14 protein-coding genes are annotated in these 17,454 nt (G+C 77.7%); 6 read left to right on the top strand and 8 right to left on the bottom strand.

What is annotated here, in order from left to right; all coding sequences use genetic code 11:
* The 6 genes from rimM to ACRYMY_RS06535 form a co-directional block, all read right to left on the bottom strand.
* Positions 1-564: a ribosome maturation factor RimM gene (gene rimM, locus ACRYMY_RS06560; RefSeq protein ID WP_432546461.1), complete on the bottom strand. Its 564-nt coding sequence runs from the start codon at positions 562-564 to the stop codon at positions 1-3.
* A 159-nt stretch (positions 565-723) separates the two neighbouring features.
* Complete coding sequence (locus ACRYMY_RS06555) at positions 724-963, bottom strand: RNA-binding protein (protein ID WP_369052853.1); 240 nt, start codon at positions 961-963, stop codon at positions 724-726.
* 4 nt (positions 964-967) lie between these two features.
* Positions 968-1,336: a 30S ribosomal protein S16 gene (rpsP, locus tag ACRYMY_RS06550; protein WP_369052852.1), complete on the bottom strand. Its 369-nt coding sequence runs from the start codon at positions 1,334-1,336 to the stop codon at positions 968-970.
* Between the two features lie 171 nt (positions 1,337-1,507).
* Positions 1,508-2,596: an amidohydrolase family protein gene (locus ACRYMY_RS06545; RefSeq protein WP_432546460.1), complete on the bottom strand. Its 1,089-nt coding sequence runs from the start codon at positions 2,594-2,596 to the stop codon at positions 1,508-1,510.
* A gap of 4 nt (positions 2,597-2,600) precedes the next feature.
* On the bottom strand, positions 2,601-4,178 hold the full coding sequence (gene ffh / locus ACRYMY_RS06540) for a signal recognition particle protein (RefSeq protein ID WP_432546459.1): 1,578 nt from the start codon (positions 4,176-4,178) through the stop codon (positions 2,601-2,603).
* 9 nt (positions 4,179-4,187) lie between these two features.
* On the bottom strand, positions 4,188-6,836 hold the full coding sequence (locus ACRYMY_RS06535; RefSeq protein WP_432546458.1) for a [protein-PII] uridylyltransferase: 2,649 nt from the start codon (positions 6,834-6,836) through the stop codon (positions 4,188-4,190).
* Here ACRYMY_RS06535 and guaA point away from each other — a divergent pair.
* Positions 6,793-8,433, top strand: a complete 1,641-nt coding sequence (guaA, locus tag ACRYMY_RS06530; protein WP_432546457.1) for a glutamine-hydrolyzing GMP synthase — start codon at positions 6,793-6,795, stop codon at positions 8,431-8,433. The two genes, ACRYMY_RS06535 and guaA, sit on opposite strands and share 44 nt — an antisense overlap.
* 15 nt (positions 8,434-8,448) lie before the next feature.
* Here guaA and ACRYMY_RS06525 read toward each other — a convergent pair whose 3' ends face one another.
* Positions 8,449-9,837, bottom strand: coding sequence for an aminotransferase-like domain-containing protein (locus tag ACRYMY_RS06525; RefSeq protein ID WP_432546456.1), 1,389 nt, complete (start codon positions 9,835-9,837; stop codon positions 8,449-8,451).
* Between the two features lie 108 nt (positions 9,838-9,945).
* Between ACRYMY_RS06525 and ACRYMY_RS06520 the strand changes: the two genes are divergently transcribed.
* The 5 genes from ACRYMY_RS06520 (at position 9,946) to ACRYMY_RS06500 (ending at position 15,228) form a co-directional block, all read left to right on the top strand.
* Positions 9,946-10,800 carry an SURF1 family protein gene (locus ACRYMY_RS06520; protein WP_432546455.1) on the top strand — a complete coding sequence of 285 codons (855 nt, stop codon included), beginning with the start codon at positions 9,946-9,948 and terminating at the stop codon, positions 10,798-10,800.
* Complete coding sequence (locus ACRYMY_RS06515; protein WP_432546454.1) at positions 10,797-11,189, top strand: DUF3817 domain-containing protein; 393 nt, start codon at positions 10,797-10,799, stop codon at positions 11,187-11,189. Before ACRYMY_RS06520 ends, ACRYMY_RS06515 begins: the two co-directional genes overlap by 4 nt.
* On the top strand, positions 11,186-12,109 hold the full coding sequence (locus ACRYMY_RS06510; protein WP_432546453.1) for an NUDIX hydrolase: 924 nt from the start codon (positions 11,186-11,188) through the stop codon (positions 12,107-12,109). The genes ACRYMY_RS06515 and ACRYMY_RS06510 overlap by 4 nt, the downstream gene beginning before the upstream one ends.
* A 134-nt stretch (positions 12,110-12,243) precedes the next feature.
* On the top strand, positions 12,244-14,289 hold the full coding sequence (locus ACRYMY_RS06505) for a bifunctional metallophosphatase/5'-nucleotidase (RefSeq protein ID WP_432546452.1): 2,046 nt from the start codon (positions 12,244-12,246) through the stop codon (positions 14,287-14,289).
* Positions 14,290-14,379: 90 nt separating this feature from the next.
* Positions 14,380-15,228, top strand: a complete 849-nt coding sequence (locus ACRYMY_RS06500) for an IclR family transcriptional regulator (protein ID WP_432546451.1) — start codon at positions 14,380-14,382, stop codon at positions 15,226-15,228.
* Between the two features lie 9 nt (positions 15,229-15,237).
* On the opposite strand, the gene ACRYMY_RS06495 is transcribed toward ACRYMY_RS06500, so the two are convergent.
* Entirely contained in the window at positions 15,238-17,448 is a 2,211-nt protein-coding gene (locus ACRYMY_RS06495) for an MMPL family transporter (RefSeq protein WP_432546450.1), read from the bottom strand.
* Positions 17,449-17,454 lie beyond the last annotated feature (6 nt).

Below are 17,454 nucleotides of genomic sequence, written 5' to 3'. Positions count from 1 at the left end.
TCAGCGCTCCCCCGCCGCGCCGGGCCCGCCGGCGGCGCCCGGCTCGTCCCCGGGCAGCTGGGGGAACAGCCCGCCGGGCGGGTCGAGCACGACGCGGCCGCCGGCGACGTCGACCTCGGGCACGAGGCGGGCCACGAAGGGCACGAGGACCTCGGCGCCGTCGGTGCCGGTGACCACGAGCAGGTCCTGCGCGGTGCCGGTCAGCAGGTCGGCCACCGTCCCCAGCGGCGTGCCGTCGGTGGCGACGGCGGCCAGGCCGCGCAGCTGGTGCGGGTACCAGGCGTCGTCCTCGCCCGCGGCGGCGTCCTCGTCGACGTCGACGAGCAGGAGGGTGTCGCGCAGCTCCTCCACCGCGGCGCGGTCGGCGGCCTCGGCGAAGGCGACGAGCAGCGTGCCGCTGTGCCAGCGCGCGGACTCCACGGTCAGCGGGCCGCGGGCGGCGGGGTCGGTGCGCAGGACGGCGCCGGGGGTGAAGCGCTCCTCCGGGGCGTCGGTGCGCAGCTCGACGGTCACCTCGCCGCGCACGCCGTGCGGGCGGCCGACGCGGGCCACGACGTACTCCACCGGCGGGTCCTCCCCTGTCCTTCTCGGGTGCTGCTGGTCGGGTGCTGCTGGTCGGGTGCCGGTCGGGTCCTGCCGGCCGGGTGCGGCCGGACGGGCCCGGACGCAGCGGCGCCGGGGCCACCGGTGGTGGCCCCGGCGCGCGGGGTGCGGGTGCCGGGGTCAGCGGCGGTCGACGTCGACGAGGTCGACGCGGACCGGCTTGCCCCCGGCGAGGGCGCCGACGACGGTGCGCAGCGCCTTGGCGGTGCGCCCCGAGCGGCCGATGACGCGGCCCAGGTCGTCGGGGTGCACGCGCACCTCGAGCAGCGACCCGCGCCGTCCCGGCTTGGACGTCACGCGGACGTCGTCGGGGTGACCGACGATGCCGCGGACGAGGTGCTCGAGCGCGTCGGCGAGCACCGGCTCAGCTCTCGGAGGAGCTCGCGCCGGCGGGCGCCTGGGCGGCGGGGGCGGCCGCGGCCGAACCCGGGCGGGTGGCCGGGCTGGGCTGGCGGTAGGTGCCCTCGGCACCCGGCAGGCCCTTGAACTTCTGCCAGTCGCCGGTCACGCGGAACAGCGCGGCGACCTGCTCGGTCGGCTGGGCGCCGACGCCGAGCCAGTACTGGGCGCGCGCGGAGTCCACCTCGATGGTCGAGGGGTCGGTCATCGGGTTGTAGATCCCGATCTCCTCGATGGCGCGGCCGTCGCGCTTGCTGCGCGAGTCGGCGACGACGATGCGGTAGAACGGCGAACGGATCTTGCCGAGCCGCTTCAGGCGGATCTTGACAGCCACGGTGTGGGGTGTCTCCCGGTTCTGGTCTGGACGAGCGGTCACCGCTCGGTGTGGGGACGCCGACCGGTGGGGCTCTGAGGACACGACCGGCCCCGGTGAGAGGGTCCGCGGACGGTCGAGTGCCCGTCCATCATGCCAGAGGTCGCCGCCGGCCCCGGACGAGCCCCGCCCTCAGCCGCGCACGAGCCGCCCGCGCAGCACCACGCGCGGCGAGCGCAGCACCCCCAGGTCCGCGCGGGGGTCGCCGTCGAGGACGAGCAGGTCGGCCGGGGCACCCTCCTGAAGGCCCGGGTGGCCCAGCCAGGTGCGCGCCGACCAGCAGGCGGCGTCCAGGGCCGCGGTGCGCGTCAGGCCCGCGGCCGCCAGCTCGTGCACCTCGTCGACGACGAGGCCGTGCGGCAGGACGCTGCCCGCGTCGGTGCCGGCGAAGACCCGCCCGCCGGCCTCGTGCAGGGCCGCCACCGTCGCGTACCGGCGCTCGTGCAGGGCCCTCATGTGCGCGGCGTAGGCGGGGAACTTCGGCTCCCCGCGGTCGGCGATGCCGGGGAAGGTGGCGATGTTGACCAGCGTGGGCACGACCGCGACACCGCGCTCGGCGACGGCGCGCAGGACGTCGTCGCGCAGGCCCGTGCCGTGCTCGATGCCGTCGACGCCGGCGTCGAGGAGCTCGGCCACGCCCTCCTCGCCGAACTGGTGGACGGTGACGCGGGCACCGAGCTCGTGGGCGGCGGCGACCCCGGCGCGCAGGACGTCGGCCGGCCAGCAGGGGGCCAGGTCGCCGCGCTCGCGGTCGATCCAGTCCCCCACGAGCTTGACCCACCCGTCGCCGCGCGCGGCCTCGACGCGCACGTGCTCGACGAGGTCCTCCGGCTCGATCTCGTGGGCCAGCCCGCGCAGGTAGCGCCGGGTGCGGGCCAGGTGCCGGCCGGCGCGCACGATCCGCGGCAGGTCCTCGCGCTCGTCGATCCAGCGGGTCTCCGAGGCGGACCCGGCGTCGCGCAGCAGCAGGGCACCCGCGTCGCGGTCGGTGCGGGCCTGCGCCTCGCTGACGGCGTCCTCCACCCGGCCGGTCGGGCCGATGCCCACGTGGCAGTGCGCGTCCACCAGGCCGGGCAGCACCCAGCCGGGCAGCGTGGTGGTGCTCGCCGCGCGCGGCCGCTCGAAGGTCAGGCGGCCGCCGACGACCCACGCGCCGGGGCGCTCGCTGCCCGGGCCGGTCAGGACCGGCCCGGGCAGGTGCAGCGCCTCGGCGGCGGGCACCGGCTCAGCGCCCGCCGAGCAGCTTGTCGAAGCCGGGGGGCAGCTGCAGCTGCGAGGGGTCGACCTGCGGCTGGCCGTCACCGCCGGTGGGCAGCCCGAACGCCGAGCCCGGGGCGGCGGTGCTGCGGGCGGCCGCGGCGCGCTCCTGCTCGGCGCGCTTGGCCGGGTTGCCCGACTTGCCCTTCTTGCCCTTGGCAGCGGCCGCGCGCGCCCGCTGCTTCTTCGACGCCCCGCCGGGCACCCCCGGCATGCCCGGGATCCCCGGCATCCCGCCGCCGAGGCCCTTGCGCATCTGGCGCATCATCTTCTGCGCCTGCCCGAAGCGCTCCAGCATGTCGTTGACCGCGGACACGCTCTGCCCGCAGCCGCGCGCCACGCGGGCGCGCCGGGAGCCGTTCATGATGCGCGGCTGGCGCCGCTCCAGCGGCGTCATCGAGCGGACCATCGCCTCGATGCGGTCGAACTCGCGCTCGTCGAAGGCCTCGAGCTGCTCGCGCACCTGCGCCATGCCCGGCAGCATCCCGAGCATCTTCTTGATGCTGCCCATGTTGCGGACGGCGGCCAGCTGCTGGAGGAAGTCGTCGAGGGTGAAGTCCTCGTCGGCGGCGAACTTGGCCGCCATGGCCTGCGCCTGCTCGGCGTCGAAGGCGCGCTCGGCCTGCTCGATGAGGGTGAGCACGTCGCCCATGTCGAGGATGCGCGAGGCCATCCGGTCGGGGTGGAACAGCTCGAAGTCGTCGAGCTTCTCGCCCGTGGAGGCGAACATGACCGGCTGGCCGGTGACCTGGCGCACCGACAGGGCGGCGCCACCGCGGGCGTCGCCGTCGAGCTTGGTGAGCACGACGCCGTCGAAGCCGACGCCGTCGCGGAACGCCTCGGCCGTGGCGACGGCGTCCTGGCCGATCATGGCGTCGAGGACGAACAGGACCTCGTCGGGCTCGACGGCGTGCCGGATGTCGATCGCCTGCTGCATCATCTCGGCGTCCACGCCGGTGCGGCCGGCGGTGTCGACGACGACGACGTCGTAGTGCTGGCGCTGGGCGTGCTCCAGGCCGCGCCGGGCGACCGAGACCGGGTCGCCGACGCCGTTGCCGGGCTCGGGGGCGAAGACGTCGACGCCGGCGCGCTCACCGGTGATCTGCAGCTGGTTGACGGCGTTGGGCCGCTGCAGGTCGCAGGCCACCAGCAGCGGGCGGTGGCCCTGCTGGTGCAGCCAGCGGCCGAGCTTGCCGGCCAGGGTCGTCTTCCCGGCGCCCTGCAGGCCCGCGAGCATGATCACCGTGGGCGGGTTCTTGGCGAACCGCAGGCGGCGGGTCTCCCCGCCCAGGACCGCGACGAGCTCCTCGTTGACGATCTTGACGACCTGCTGGGCCGGGTTCAGCGCCTGCGAGACCTCCGCACCCGTCGCGCGCTCGCGCACGGTGGCGGTGAACTGGCGCACCACGGGCAGCGCGACGTCGGCGTCGAGGAGCGCGCGCCGGATCTCGCGGACCGTCGCGTCGACGTCCTCCGGCGACAGCCGCCCCTTGCCGCGCAGGTTCTTGAACGTCGCGGTGAGGCGGTCGGAGAGCGTGGCGAACACGGCCCCAGCCTACGGGAGCCCGGCCCGCCGCTCCGGCGCCCCGCGGGCCGGGGCCGGCGCGGGCACCTCGGCGGCGTCCGACAGGGCCGCGACGGCGCGCGCCACCCGCGGCGGGCTCAGCCGCTGCCCCGACGGCTCCGCCAGGTACAGCACGTCGACGGCCTGCGCGGCGTAGGTGGCCACGTGCGCGGAGCGGATGTCGATGCCCTCGGCCGCCAGCGCCCGGCCGAGGGCGTGCAGCAGCCCCGGGCGGTCGGCGGCGCGCACCTCGAGCACGGTGGCCCGCTCCGAGGCCCCGGGCAGGACGACGACGCGCGGGTGGGCCACCAGCGCGCGCACCCCGCCCGCCGGCCGCGGCGTGCGCGCGTCGCGCTCCGCGAGCCGGTCGAGGATGGCGACGTCGCCGGCGGCGATGCGCTCCAGGCCCGTGCGCAGCAGCTCCGCCTCGGGCGCCTCGCCCGTGCGCGGCTCCACCCACCAGGAGTCCACGGCCACCCCGTCCAGGGTGCGCACCAGCGCCGAGCGCACGAGGAGGCGGTGCCCGGCCAGCAGCCCGGCCAGGTCGGCGAACAGCCCGGTGCGGTCGCGCGCGACGACCGTGACGACGTGGAAGCCGTCGACCTCGGCCACCCGCACGAGCGGACCGGCGCCCGCGGCGACCTCGGCGGCCAGCGCGGCCTCCTCCTCGCTGAAGGGGGCGGGCCCGGGCACGGCGCTGCCGGCGAGGCTGGCGCGCGCACGGGCCACGAGGTCGTCGACCAGGCGGGCCCGCCAGGGCGACCAGGCGGCCGGGCCCGCGGCGCGGGCGTCGGCCTCCGTCAGCGCCCGCAGCGCCGCCAGGACGTCCTCGCGCCCGTCGACGGCGGCCACGAGCGCCTCGACCGTCTGCGGGTCGTCGGGGTCGCGGCGGGTGGCCAGCTCCACCAGCGTCAGGTGCTCGGCGACCAGCCGCTCGACGACGGCGACGTCGGCCGGCTCCAGGCCGATGCGGCGGCACACGGCCGCGGCCAGCGGGGCGCCGGTGCGGGCGTGGTCCTGCGCGCCGGGCAGCTTGCCGATGTCGTGCAGCAGCGAGGCCAGCAGCAGCAGGTCCGGGCGGGGGGTGTCGCGCAGGAAGGGGCGCGCCAGGACGGCGGTCTCCACCAGGTGCCGGTCGACGGTGAAGCGGTGCACGGCGTTGCGCTGGGGGCGGTTGCGCACCCCGGTCCACTCCGGCACCCACCGCTCGACGAGGCCGACGAGGTCCAGCGCCTCCCACACCGGCACCTGGGCGGGTCCGGCGGCCAGCAGCTCCAGCAGGGCCTCGCGGGCGGGTGCCGGCCAGGGGTCCGGCAGCGGCGGGCAGGCGCGCACGAGGTGCTCCAGCGTCACGGGCGACAGCGGCAGCCCGGTGCGCACCGCGGTGGCCGCGGCGCGCAGCGGCAGCACCGGGTCCTCGGCGGGGACGGCCCCGGAGCCGAGGACGACCTCGCCGTCGTGCTCGACGAGACCGTGGCCCAGCGAGCGCAGCCGGGGGCGGCGGCCGGTGGCGCGGAAGCGGCGGGTCGGCAGCGACTGGCGCGCCCGGCGGGTGGTCAGGTCGACGGCCGCGGAGACGGTGCGGGCGGCCTGGGCGACGGCGGCCAGCAGCAGGTCCGCGTCGGCGTAGCCGCAGACGACGGCCACGGCGTCCTGCTCGGGCAGCACGAGGCGGTCGCTGGGCCGGCCGGAGGAGGCCTGCAGGCCGTCGCGCACGTCCAGCAGCACCCGGTGGGCCTCGTCGACGGCGCCGTGCGGGCGGTCGGTGAGCCAGCTGGCGGCCAGGGCGCGCAGGGTCACCGCGTCGCGCAGGCCGCCGCGGGCCTCCTTCAGGTCGGGTTCGAGCAGGTAGGCCAGCTCCCCGAAGCGCTCGGCGCGCTCGGCCAGGGAGTCCAGCACCTGCGGCAGGCGGCGGCGCGCGCCGGCCCGCCAGTCGTCGAGCACCTGCCCGCGGGTGCGGGCCACCAGCCCGCCGTCGCCGGCGACCACGCGCAGGTCGAGCATCCCGGTGGCCACGGCCAGGTCGGCGGCGGCGACCTCGCGGCACTCGCGGGCCGTGCGCACCGAGTGGTCCAGCCGCAGGCCGTTGTCCCACAGCGGGTACCAGACCCGCTCGGCGACGGCGGCCACGTCCTCCGGGCGCAGCCGCCGGCCGTCGTGCAGGAGGACGAGGTCGACGTCGCTGGCGGGGCCGCAGTCGCGGCGGGCCAGCGAGCCCACGCACGCCAGCGCGATCCCCGTGGGGTCCTCGAGCAGCTGCGGCGCGACCGAGAGCGCGTCGGCCCAGACGGCGCGCAGCCGGGACTCGACGAGCTCCACGAGCTCGGCGCGTCGGGGGGGGGGGGGGGGGGCGGGCCCCCCCCCCCCCCCCCCCCCCCCCCCCCCCCCCCCCCCCCCCCACCCCCCCCCCCCCCCCCCCCCCCCCCCCGCCCCCCCCCCCCCCCCCCCCCCCCCCCCCCCCCCCCCCCCCCCCCCCCCCCCCCCCCCACCCCCCCCCCCCCCCCCCCCCCCCCCCGGAGGGGGAGTGGCGGTGGGACGGGGAGGTGCGGGCGGCGGGGGACCGGGACGGTGGCGCGGGGCCGATAGCCTGGCCCCCGTGAGCGAGCCCGTCGGCAGTGCGACCGAGCCGGTCCCCGGCACCACCCCGCAGGAGCCGCCGGAGGTCGCCGCCGAGCGCGCGCACCGCCCCGTCCTCGTCGTCGACTACGGCGCCCAGTACGCCCAGCTGATCGCCCGCCGGGTGCGCGAGGCGGACACCTTCTCCGAGATCGTGCCCAGCACGATGCCGGTGGCGGACATGCTCGCCAAGGACCCGGCCGCGGTGATCCTGTCCGGCGGCCCGGCCAGCGTGTACGCCGAGGGCGCCCCGCAGGTGGACCCGGCGCTGTTCGAGGCCGGGGTGCCCGTGCTGGGCATCTGCTACGGCTTCCAGGCGATGGCCCAGGCCCTCGGCGGCGAGGTCGCCCGCACCGGCGCGCGCGAGTACGGCGGCACGACGGCCACCGTGCACCCCGAGTCCTCGACGCTGCTGCGCGAGCAGCCGGCCGAGCAGTCGGTGTGGATGTCGCACGGGGATTCCGTGGCGCGCGCGCCGGAGGGCTTCCGCGTGGTGGCGCAGTCGCCCGGTGCCGAGGTGGCCGCGTTCGAGGACGACGAGCGGCGCCTGTACGGGGTGCAGTGGCACCCGGAGGTCAAGCACTCCGCGCACGGGCAGGACGTGCTGGTCAACTTCCTGCGCCACGGCGCGCGCGTGGACGCGGACTGGACGACCGGCAACGTCATCGAGGAGCAGGTCGCGCGCATCCGCGCCCAGGTCGGCGACGGCAAGGTCATCTGCGCGCTGTCGGGCGGGGTGGACTCCGCGGTCGCGGCCGCGCTGGTGCAGCGCGCGGTGGGCGAGCAGCTGACCTGCGTGTTCGTCGACCACGGCCTGCTGCGCGCCGGGGAGGCCGAGCAGGTCGAGCAGGACTTCGTCGCCGCCACGGGCGTGAAGCTGCACGTGGTCGACGCGGTGCAGCGCTTCGCCGACGCCCTGGACGGCGTCAGCGACCCGGAGCAGAAGCGCAAGACCATCGGCCGGGAGTTCATCCGCGTCTTCGAGCAGGCCGCCCGCGACGTCGTGGCCGCCGAGGGCGGCAGCGGCGAGGTGCGCTTCCTCGTGCAGGGCACGCTGTACCCGGACGTGGTCGAGTCCGGCGGCGGCGAGGGCGCGGCGACCATCAAGAGCCACCACAACGTCGGCGGCCTGCCGGACGACCTGACGTTCGAGCTGGTGGAGCCGCTGCGCGCGCTGTTCAAGGACGAGGTGCGCGCGGTGGGCCTGCAGCTGGGCCTGCCGGAGGCGATGGTGTGGCGCCAGCCGTTCCCCGGCCCGGGCCTGGCGATCCGCATCGTCGGGGCGGTGACCCCGCAGCGGCTGGAGGTGCTGCGCGCGGCGGACGCCATCGCCCGCGCGGAGCTGACGGCCGCGGGCCTGGACCGCGAGATCTGGCAGTGCCCGGTGGTGCTGCTGGCCGACGTGCGCTCGGTGGGCGTGCAGGGCGACGGGCGCACGTACGGGCACCCGGTGGTGCTGCGCCCGGTCAGCTCCGAGGACGCCATGACGGCGGACTGGACGCGGCTGCCCTACGACGTGCTGCAGCGCATCTCCACGCGCATCACCAACGAAGTGCCCGAGGTGAACCGGGTGGTGCTCGACGTGACGAGCAAGCCGCCGGGCACCATCGAGTGGGAGTGAGCCGCCGCTGACGGCTCAGCCGCCCGGCCCGCGCACGGCGCGGGCCAGGCGGCGCACGGCCTCGGGCACCTGCCCGGCGTCCAGGCCGGCCACGCACAGCCGCAGGTGGGCGGCCTCCTCCTCGGCGACGACGTAGTGCCGCCCCGGATTGACGGCGACGCCCTCGGCGAGGGCGCGGCGGGCGACCTCGGCGTCGTCGGCGCCGCGGGGCAGGCGCAGCCACAGGGAGAACCCGCCGCGCGGCGGCGTCCAGGTGCACTCGGGCAGCTCGGCGGCCAGGGCGGTGCCGAGCGTGCGGACGCGGTCGGCCAGCGCCGCGCTGAGCGCGCGCAGGTGCGCGCCCCAGCCGGCGCCGGTGACCAGCTCGACGGTGGCCTCCTGCAGGGGCCGGGAGACGAACAGGTCGTCGACGACGCGCAGCGCGGTGATGCGCTGCAGGACGGGCCCGCGGGCCACGACGCAGCCGACCCGCAGGCTGGGCGCGGCGGTCTTGGTGAGGGAGTTGACGGTGATGACGCGCCCGTCGGTGTCGTCGCGCAGCAGCGACGGCGGCGGGGTGGGCCCGTGCCCGAGCCAGCGGGCGAAGTCGTCCTCGACGACGAAGGCTCCGGCGCGCGCGGCGGCGTCCAGGACGGGCCGGCGGCGCGCGGCGGCGAGGACGTGCCCGTCGGGGTTGGCGTAGGTGGGCTGCAGGTAGAGCACGCGCGCGCCGGTGGTGGCGAAGGCGCGCTCGAGCAGCTCGGGGCGCACGCCGTCGGCGTCGGTGGGCACCGGCACGGGCGCGAGCCCGGCGCTGCGCAGCAGGGAGATGACGCCGGGGTAGCCGGGGACGGCGACGAGGACGGGGCTGCCGGCGGGCACGAGCGCGCGCAGCACGGTGGACAGGGCTCCCTGCCCGCCGGGGGTGACGAGGACGTCCTCGCGGTCGGCGCCGAGCTGGTGGGCGAACCAGGAGCGCAGCTCGGGCAGCCCGGCGTGCGGGGGCATGGACCAGGCCCGCGGGCGGCGGGCGGCGCGCGCGGTGGCGGCGGCGAGCCGGGTGGTGGGCTGCAGGCCGGCGTCGAGGTAGCCGCGGGCCATGTCGAGGACGTCCTCGGGCGGGGCGGACAGGGCGGCGACGACGTCGGCGGCCTGCACGGGGGAGGCGCCGAGGGCCACCCGCTGCCAGTCGGTGTCGGCGGAGCTGGTGCGGGTGGGGCGGGCGACGTAGGTGCCGGCGCCGGGTCGCGTGGTGACGGTGCCGTCGGCGACGAGGGCGTCCACGGCGCGCTGGACGGTGACGGGCCCGACGCCGAGCTCGGCGACGAGGCGGCGGCTGCTGGGCAGCCGGGCGCCGGCCGGCAGGCCGCGCGCCAGCTCGCGCAGGTTCGCCACGACGACCGCCACACTGCTACCGGAGTCCACGGACACGGACGGTAGCGCTACCCGCGGGTCCGGACGTCGGCGGCGGGCGTGACGCGGCCCACGCCGGGCGCGCCCGGGGGCCCGGCGCGCCCCACGTACCCTGGGCGGGTGCCCGGCCCGTCCCGTCCCGCCGCAGGTCCCGGGCGGGCGCGCGCGCTCGCCCTGACCGCCGTGGCGTGGACCGCGGTCGCCGTCTGCGTGGTCCTGGGCTGGTGGCAGTGGCGCAGCGGCAACGTCGTCGTCTCCGCCCCGCCGGCGCAGCAGCCGGTCGTGGCCGTCGAGGAGGTCGTGGCCGCGGGCGCCCCGGACGGGCGGGGCGTGCTCGTGCAGGACGAGGTGGGCCGCCGCGTCGTGGTCAGCGGGACCTTCGACCCCGCGGTGGACCTGCGGGTGCCCTCGCGCCTGGTGGACGACGCGGTCGGCTCGTGGGTGGTGGGCCTGGTGCGCTCGAGCGCCCCGGACGGTTCCGAGCGCGGCACGGCCGTCGTGCGCGGGTTCGTCCCCGAGGGCGCTCAGGCGCCGCCGCTGCCGGCCGGTCCCGTCGAGGTCACGGGTGTCGTGCAGCCGCCGGAGGGCTCGGACACGGTGCCCGCGACCCGCGCGCTGGGCCCGGGGGAGGTCCGCGTGGTCAGCGCCGCCGACCTCGTCAACCGCGTCGACTACCCGGTGGCGAACGCCTACGTCACCGACACCTCTCCGCAGGCCGGTCTGGTGGCCGTCCCGCCGCCCGACCCGGGGCAGGCCACCCGCCGGCTGGACCTGCGCAACCTGGCCTACGCCGCCCAGTGGTGGGTGTTCGCCGGGTTCGCGGTGCTGCTGTGGACGCGGTTCCTGCGCGACGACCGCCGCGACCGCGAAGCCCTGCGCGCCGCCGCGGAGCCCGCCGGCCCCGCGGGGCCGGCCGACCCGACCGACCCGACCGACCCGCGTCCAGGAGGACGAGACATGAGCACCGCCCGATGAGCGCCGACGCCGGGCCCCGCGCCGACGGCGGCCCCGACGGCCGCGAGCTGCTGCCGGGCACCACGTCCACGCGCGCCAGCGTGCGCTCCGCGCTGACCCGCTACCGCGTCATGGCGTGGGTGACGGGCATCGGCCTGCTCGTCGTGGTCGCCGGCATGGTGCAGGAGTACGTCCTGCACGCCGGCGACGGGATCACGACGGTCATGGGGCCGGTGCACGGCGGTTTCTACATCTTGCTGCTCATCACGACGTTCGACCTGGGCACGCGGGTGCGCTGGGCGTGGTCGCGGATGCTGCTGACGGCCCTGGCGGGCACCGTGCCGTTCCTGTCCTTCTACGCGGAGCGCGAGAACCACCGCGCCGTCGAAGCCCAGCTCGCCGCCCGGTGAGCCTCCCGACGACCGGCGAGCGGCCGGCGCTGCAGCGCGTCGTCGTGCACGCGGCCCTGCGCTCGCGCGGGCAGCTGCTCGTGGACGGCGACGGGGTGCTGCCGTGGGCGGTGCTGGCGCACGGGGAGACCCCGGCCGCGGGCGTGCAGCGCGCGCTGCTGGCGGTGGGCGCCCCGCCGTCGCGCCCGCGCGGGCCGCTGGAGGTGCGCCACGCGGTGCGCCGCGAGCCGGGCGGCACCACCGCTGACGGCGTCGTGGTCCCGGCGGGGGGCGTGGACGTGCACAGCGTCCACGTCGTGCTGGCCGCGGAGGTCACCGACCACGCGCTGCGCGACGCGGCCCGCCCGGCGCGCTGGGCGCCGGTGCCGGGCGAGCTGCCCCTGGTGGCCGACGCCGCCGTCGCGGTGGGGGCCGCGGAGGTCGCGCGGGCGACGGGGGCCGCGGCGGGGGCGCCGGGCGCCGACGGGCTGGTGCCGGTGGTGCGCCAGCGGCTGGCCGCCTACGCGGTCGTCGTCAGCCCGGACCAGCGGATCCTGCTGACGCGGCTGTCGGAGCGCACGCCGAGCCCGGGCCGCTGGACGCTGCCGGGCGGCGGGGTGGACCACGGCGAGCACCCGGTGGACGCGGCCGTGCGCGAGGTGCACGAGGAGACCGGCATGGACGTCGTCGTCGACGGCCTGCTCGACGTGGCCTCGGAGCACTTCACGGGCCGCTCGCCGCGCGGGGTGCTGGAGGACTTCCACGCGGTGCGGGTGCTGGTGGCCGCCACGGCGACGCAGGTGCGCGAGCCGGAGGTCCTGGACGTGGGCGGCAGCACCGACCTGAGCCGCTGGGTGCCGCTGGACGAGGCGCCCGCGGTCGGGCTGGTGGGGGTGGCCCACCGGGGCGTGCAGTTCGCGCTGCGCCGCCGCGGCTGCTGAGGGCGCGGCTGCCGGGGGGCACCGGAAACCCGCTGTTCACGCGGTGACCTGTTCCCCGGGCGCCGCGCCGGTGGCAGACTCCGCCCGCGTCACTCCGGCCCCACCCGGCCCCGCGGACCCACGAGAGCGAGCCCATGCCCCACCCTCGTCGTGCCCACCCCCTCCTGCCGCTGACGGCCGCCCTCGGCCTGGTCGCCGGCACCGCCCTGTCCGGCGCGGCCGGCGCCGTGGCGTCGACGACCCCCTCGCCCGCGCCGGAACCGGTGCCGGGTGTGGTCGCGGACCTGCTGCCCCCGCCGGAGGAGGGCCGCACCCGCGTCCAGATCGGCGCGTTCAACGACTTCCACGGCCGCCTGGAGGCGCCCGAGAGCACCGACGACGGTGAGCCGGTGGGCGGTGCGGCGCAGCTGGCGGGCGCGCTGGACGCCCTGCGCGCGCAGGAGGAGGGCACCGTCGTGGTGTCCGTGGGCGACAACATCGGCGCCTCGACGTTCCCGTCGTTCGTGCAGCAGGACGCGCCGACGATCGCGGCGCTGAACGCGATGGGCGTGGCGCTGTCGGCGGTGGGCAACCACGAGTTCGACGCCGGCTACGACGACCTCGTGGAGCGGGTGGGCGTGGAGGGCCGCCCCGGCCCGGACGGGGCGCCGCCGCTGGCGGCCTTCCCGTACCTGGGCGCGAACGTGGAGCTGGCCGACGGCGGGCCGGCGATGCCGGAGTACGCGGTGCGCGACGTCGGCGGTGTCGACGTCGGGTTCATCGGCGTGGTCACGGCGGCCACGCCCAGCCTGGTCGCCCCGGACGGCATCGCGGGCCTGCGCTTCACCGACCCGGCGCAGGCCGCCAACCGGGTCGCCGACGCCCTCAGCGACGGCGACCCGGCCAACGGGGAGGCCGACGTGCTGGTGCTGCTGGCCCACGAGGGCTCAGCGGGCACCGACTGCGCCGAGGTGGCGACGGAAGGCGACTTCGGCCGGATGCTGCAGGCGCTGTCGCCGCAGGTGGACGCCGTGCTGTCCGGGCACACGCACCAGCTGTACGACTGCGAGGTGCCGGTGCCCGGCCGCGAGCTGCCGCGGCCGGTGCTGTCGGCGGAGGCGTACGGGGTGGCGCTGGACCGCCTGGTCCTGGACGTCGACGACGCCACCGGCGAGGTCGTCGCCCAGGCCCACGAGGTGCTGCCCGTGCAGGGCTTCGCGCCCGACCCGGAGGTCCAGGCGATCGTCGACGCCGCCGTCGAGGTGTCGCGGGAGGTCGGCGCGCGCCCGGTGGGTCGCATCACCGCGGACGTGACCCGGGCGTTCTCCGGTGCCGAGGACGACCGCGGCACCCCGTCCCCGCTGGGGTACCTGGTGGCGGACGCGCAGCTGGCCCTGACGTCGGGGGCGGGCGCGCAGATCGCCTTCATGAACCCCGGCGGCCTGCGCGACGACCTGCTGTTCGCCGGCGGCGAGGAGGAGGACGGGGTCGTCACGTACGCCGAGGCCGCGGCGGTGCAGCCGTTCGCGAACTCCGTGGTGACGATGACGCTGACGGGCGCGCAGGTGCGGCGGGTGCTGGAGGAGCAGTGGCAGCCGGAGGGGTCCTCGCGACCGTTCCTGGCGCTGGGCGTCTCGCGCGGGTTCGCCTTCACCTACGACCTTCAGGCGCCGGTGGGGCAGCGGGTGGTCTCGGCGACGCTGGACGGGGTGGAGCTGGACCCGGCGGCCACGTACCGGGTCACGGTGAACAGCTTCCTGGCCGCGGGCGGGGACAACTTCTCCACGCTGGCCGAGGGGACGGACCGGGTGGAGCTGGGGCAGACGGACCTGGAGGTCCTCACCACCTACCTGGGCCTGCCGGAGAACCAGCCGCTGACGCCGGACACGGCGCCGCGCTCGTCGGTGGCGGCCGCCGCGCCGGCGCCCGCGCCGTCGCCGACGACCCCGGCGCCCGCGCCGACGACCCCCGCGCCGGTGGTGCCGGCGCCCGCGCCGTCGCCGACCGCGAAGGTGCCCGCGCCGGTGCGCAGCGCGGCCCCGGTGCGCGCGGGCGGGACCTCGCGCAGCGCGGGGACGCAGCGCACGGCGCTGCCGCGCACGGGCGCGGACGCGTGGCCGGCGCTCGCGGCGGGCGGTGCGCTGGTGCTGGTGGGCGGCGGGCTGCTCGTCGCGGCGCGCCGGCGGCCGGGGACGCGCTGACCGCCCGCTGACCCGCCGCCGACCTGCGCTGGCCGGGGTCCACGTCGCTGGACGGGGCCCCGGCCGCCGCTCGTTGTCTACACTCCGACCGTGGCTGGGACGACGACGCGCGGGCGCGAGGCGGACACCCGCGCCCCCGAGGGGCTCGACGGCGCGCTGGAGGACGACGCGCAGGGGCGCGGGCCGGTGAAGTCGGCGGAGCGGACGGTGCGCATCCTGGAGGCGCTGGCCCGCCCGCCGTACACGTTCACGGTGGCGCAGCTGCAGGAGACGACGGGCTACCCGCGCTCCAGCCTGCACGCGCTGCTGCGCACCCTGGTGGACCTGCACTGGATCGAGCCGCCCACACCGGGCGGCGGGTACGGCATCGGCGCGCAGGCCCTGCTGACGGGCACCGCCTACCTGGACCGCGACCCCGCGCTGCCGCGGGCGACGGCGGCCATCGAGGCGATCCGCGACGAGGCGGGCTGCACGACGCACGTGGCGCGCCTGGACGGCGGGAACGTCGTGTACCTGGCGACCCGCGAGGCGCCGGACCGGCACCGCTCGGCCTCGCGCGTGGGCCGCTACCTGCCCGCGTACGCGACGTCGCTGGGCAAGGCGCTGCTGTCCGAGCGCACGGCCGCGGAGCTGGACGCCCTGCTGCCGGGCGAGGACCTGCCGCCGCTGACGGAGGCGACGGTGCGCACCCGCGCCGACCTGGAGCGCGAGCTGGAGGAGGTGCGCGAGCGCGGCTGGGCGCTGGAGCGCGGGCAGAACCTGCCCGGCACGGTGTGCGTGGGGGTGCGGGTGGAGTACCGGATCCCCGCCACGGACGCGATCAGCTGCAGCCTGCCCGCGGAGCTGGCCACCGAGGCGGAGGTGGAGCGGGTCGCCGGGATCGTGCAGCGCCACGCCGGCCGCCTCGCGCGCGAGCTGCGGGCGGCCGGCGTGCGCTGAGGAGACCCCTCAGCGGGCGGGTTCCACCGCCGGCGCGGGGCGCTCGCGCTCCAGGGCGCTGCCCTCCACGTCGAGCACGGGCAGCCAGCCCAGCCAGCGCGGCAGCCACCAGGCCCGCCGGCCCAGCAGCGCCAGGGCCGCGGGCACGAACACCATCCGCACGACGATCGCGTCGGCGAAGATGCCGACGGCCAGCGCGAACGCGATGGGCCGGATCGTCGCGTCGCCCTCGGGCACGAACCCGGCGAACACCGAGAACATGATCGCGGCGGCGGCGACCACGACGGGCGCGGCCTGGCGGAACCCGGTCGTGATGGCCCGCAGCGGGTCCGCGCCGTGGGCGTGCGCCTCGTGCATGCGCGAGACCAGGAAGATCTGGTAGTCCATCGCCAGCCCGAACAGGATCCCGACCACGATGATCGGCGCCAGGCTGAGCAGCGGCCCGGTCGTCTCGGCCAGGCCGAGGAAGTCGAGCCAGCCCCACTGGAACACCGCGGTGGTGGCGCCGAGCGTCGTGCCGATGGTCAGCAGGAACCCCAGGACGCCGACGACGGGCACGAGGATCGAGCGGAAGACCAGCACGAGCAGCACGAACGCCAGCCCGACGACGAGGACGAGGTAGACGGGCAGCGCCCGGTTCAGCGTCTGCGAGACGTCGACGCTGACGGCGGTGGTGCCGGTGACGTACGACTCGGTGGCGCCCGCGGTCCCGGCGGCCTCGTCGGCGGCCAGCCGGTCGCGCAGCGCCTGCACGAGGTCGGCGGTCTCCTCGGTGTCCGGCCCCGTCGTGGGGATGACGGTGACGAGCGCGGCGGTGGCGTCGGCGTTGGGCTGCGGCGGGGTGGCCAGCGCCACCCCGGGCAGCTCGGCGGCCTCGGCGCTGACGGCCGCGGCGCGCTCGGGGGCGCCCTCGCCGTCGACGAGCAGGACCAGCGGGCCGGTGACGCCGGCGCCGAAGCGCTCGGACAGGATCTGCTGCGCCCGCGCCTGGGTGCTGTCGTCGGCGGGCAGCTGGTTCAGCGTGGTGCGCAGCGAGGCGACGGGCAGGGAGACGATCCCGAGGACGACGACGACCGCGACCAGGCTGGCCCAGCGCCGCGTGGTGGTGGTGCGCACCCAGCCGGCGTAGACGCCGCGGCCGGTCCCGTCCTGGTCGGCGACCTCGACGTGCCGGCCGCCCTCGTGGGTCAGGGCGCGGCGGACGCGGCCGGGCAGCGCGCGCAGGCCGACGAGGCTCAGCACGGCGGGCACGAGGGTGAGCGCCACGAGGACGGCGACGACGATGGTCGCGGCGGCCGCCAGGCCCATCTCGGTGAGGAAGGGGATGCCGGCGACGGTGAGCCCGGCCAGGGCGATGACGACGGTGGTGCCGGCGGTCAGGACGGCGGAGCCGGCGGTGCCGGTGGCGACCGCGACGGCGTCGCGGACGCTGCGCCCGTCCCGCAGCTCGTGCCGGAACCGCGTGAAGATGAACAGGGCGTAGTCGATGCCGACGGCCAGGCCGAGCATGACGGCGAGGATCGGGGTGGTCGACTGCAGGTCGGTGAACCCGGTGAGGGTGGTGATGCCGAGCGCGCCGATGGCCACGCCGACGACGGCCGTCAGCAGGTTCATGCCGGCCGCGACGAGGGAGCCGTAGGTCAGGCCGAGGACGACGAAGGCGGCGACGACGCCGACGGCCTCGGCGGTGCCGCCGAGGTGGAACGGCTCGACGGTCGCCTCGCCGGTGGTCTCCACGGTCAGCCCGGCGTCGCGGGCGGTGTCCACGGCCGCGCGCAGCGCGTCCTGCTGCTCCTCGGTGATCTCCGGGCCGCTCACGCCGTAGGTGACGGTGCTGTAGGCGGCGCGCAGGTCGGGGGAGACGGTGGGGTTCTGCGGGTCCAGCGGGTTCGTGGCGCTGACGACGCCGGGCAGCTGGCCCAGCGCGGTGACGAGCTCGGTGAGGGGCCCGGCCACGGCGGGGTCGGTGACCTCGGCGCCGTCGGGGGCCTGCACGACCACCTGGGCGCTGGCGCCGCCGGAGGTGTCGCCGAAGCGCTCGTCGATGAGCCGCAGCGCGGTCGTCGACTCCTGCCCGGGGATCTCGAAGGTGTTGACGGTCTCGCCGGACAGGGTCGCGGCGCCGACGCCGACGCCGAGCAGGGCGATCAGCCAGACGGCGACGACGGCGACCCGGTGGCGGAACGCCCCCAGGCCCAGCCGGTGCAGGAAGGTGGCCACGGGTCT

Source organism: Kineococcus haloalkalitolerans, from assembly GCF_050871905.1.
Lineage (GTDB): Bacteria > Actinomycetota > Actinomycetes > Actinomycetales > Kineococcaceae > Kineococcus.
Note: the sequence above shows the minus strand (reverse complement) of the source record. Positions and strands in the feature narration are given on the sequence as shown.

Excerpts from the sequence above, each read along its gene's own strand:
- ACRYMY_RS06515 (WP_432546454.1), top strand. The coding sequence starts at position 10,797 with ATGAGCGCCGACGCCGGGCCCCGCGCCGACGGCGGCCCCGACGGCCGC.
- ACRYMY_RS06505 (WP_432546452.1), top strand. The coding sequence starts at position 12,244 with ATGCCCCACCCTCGTCGTGCCCACCCCCTCCTGCCGCTGACGGCCGCC.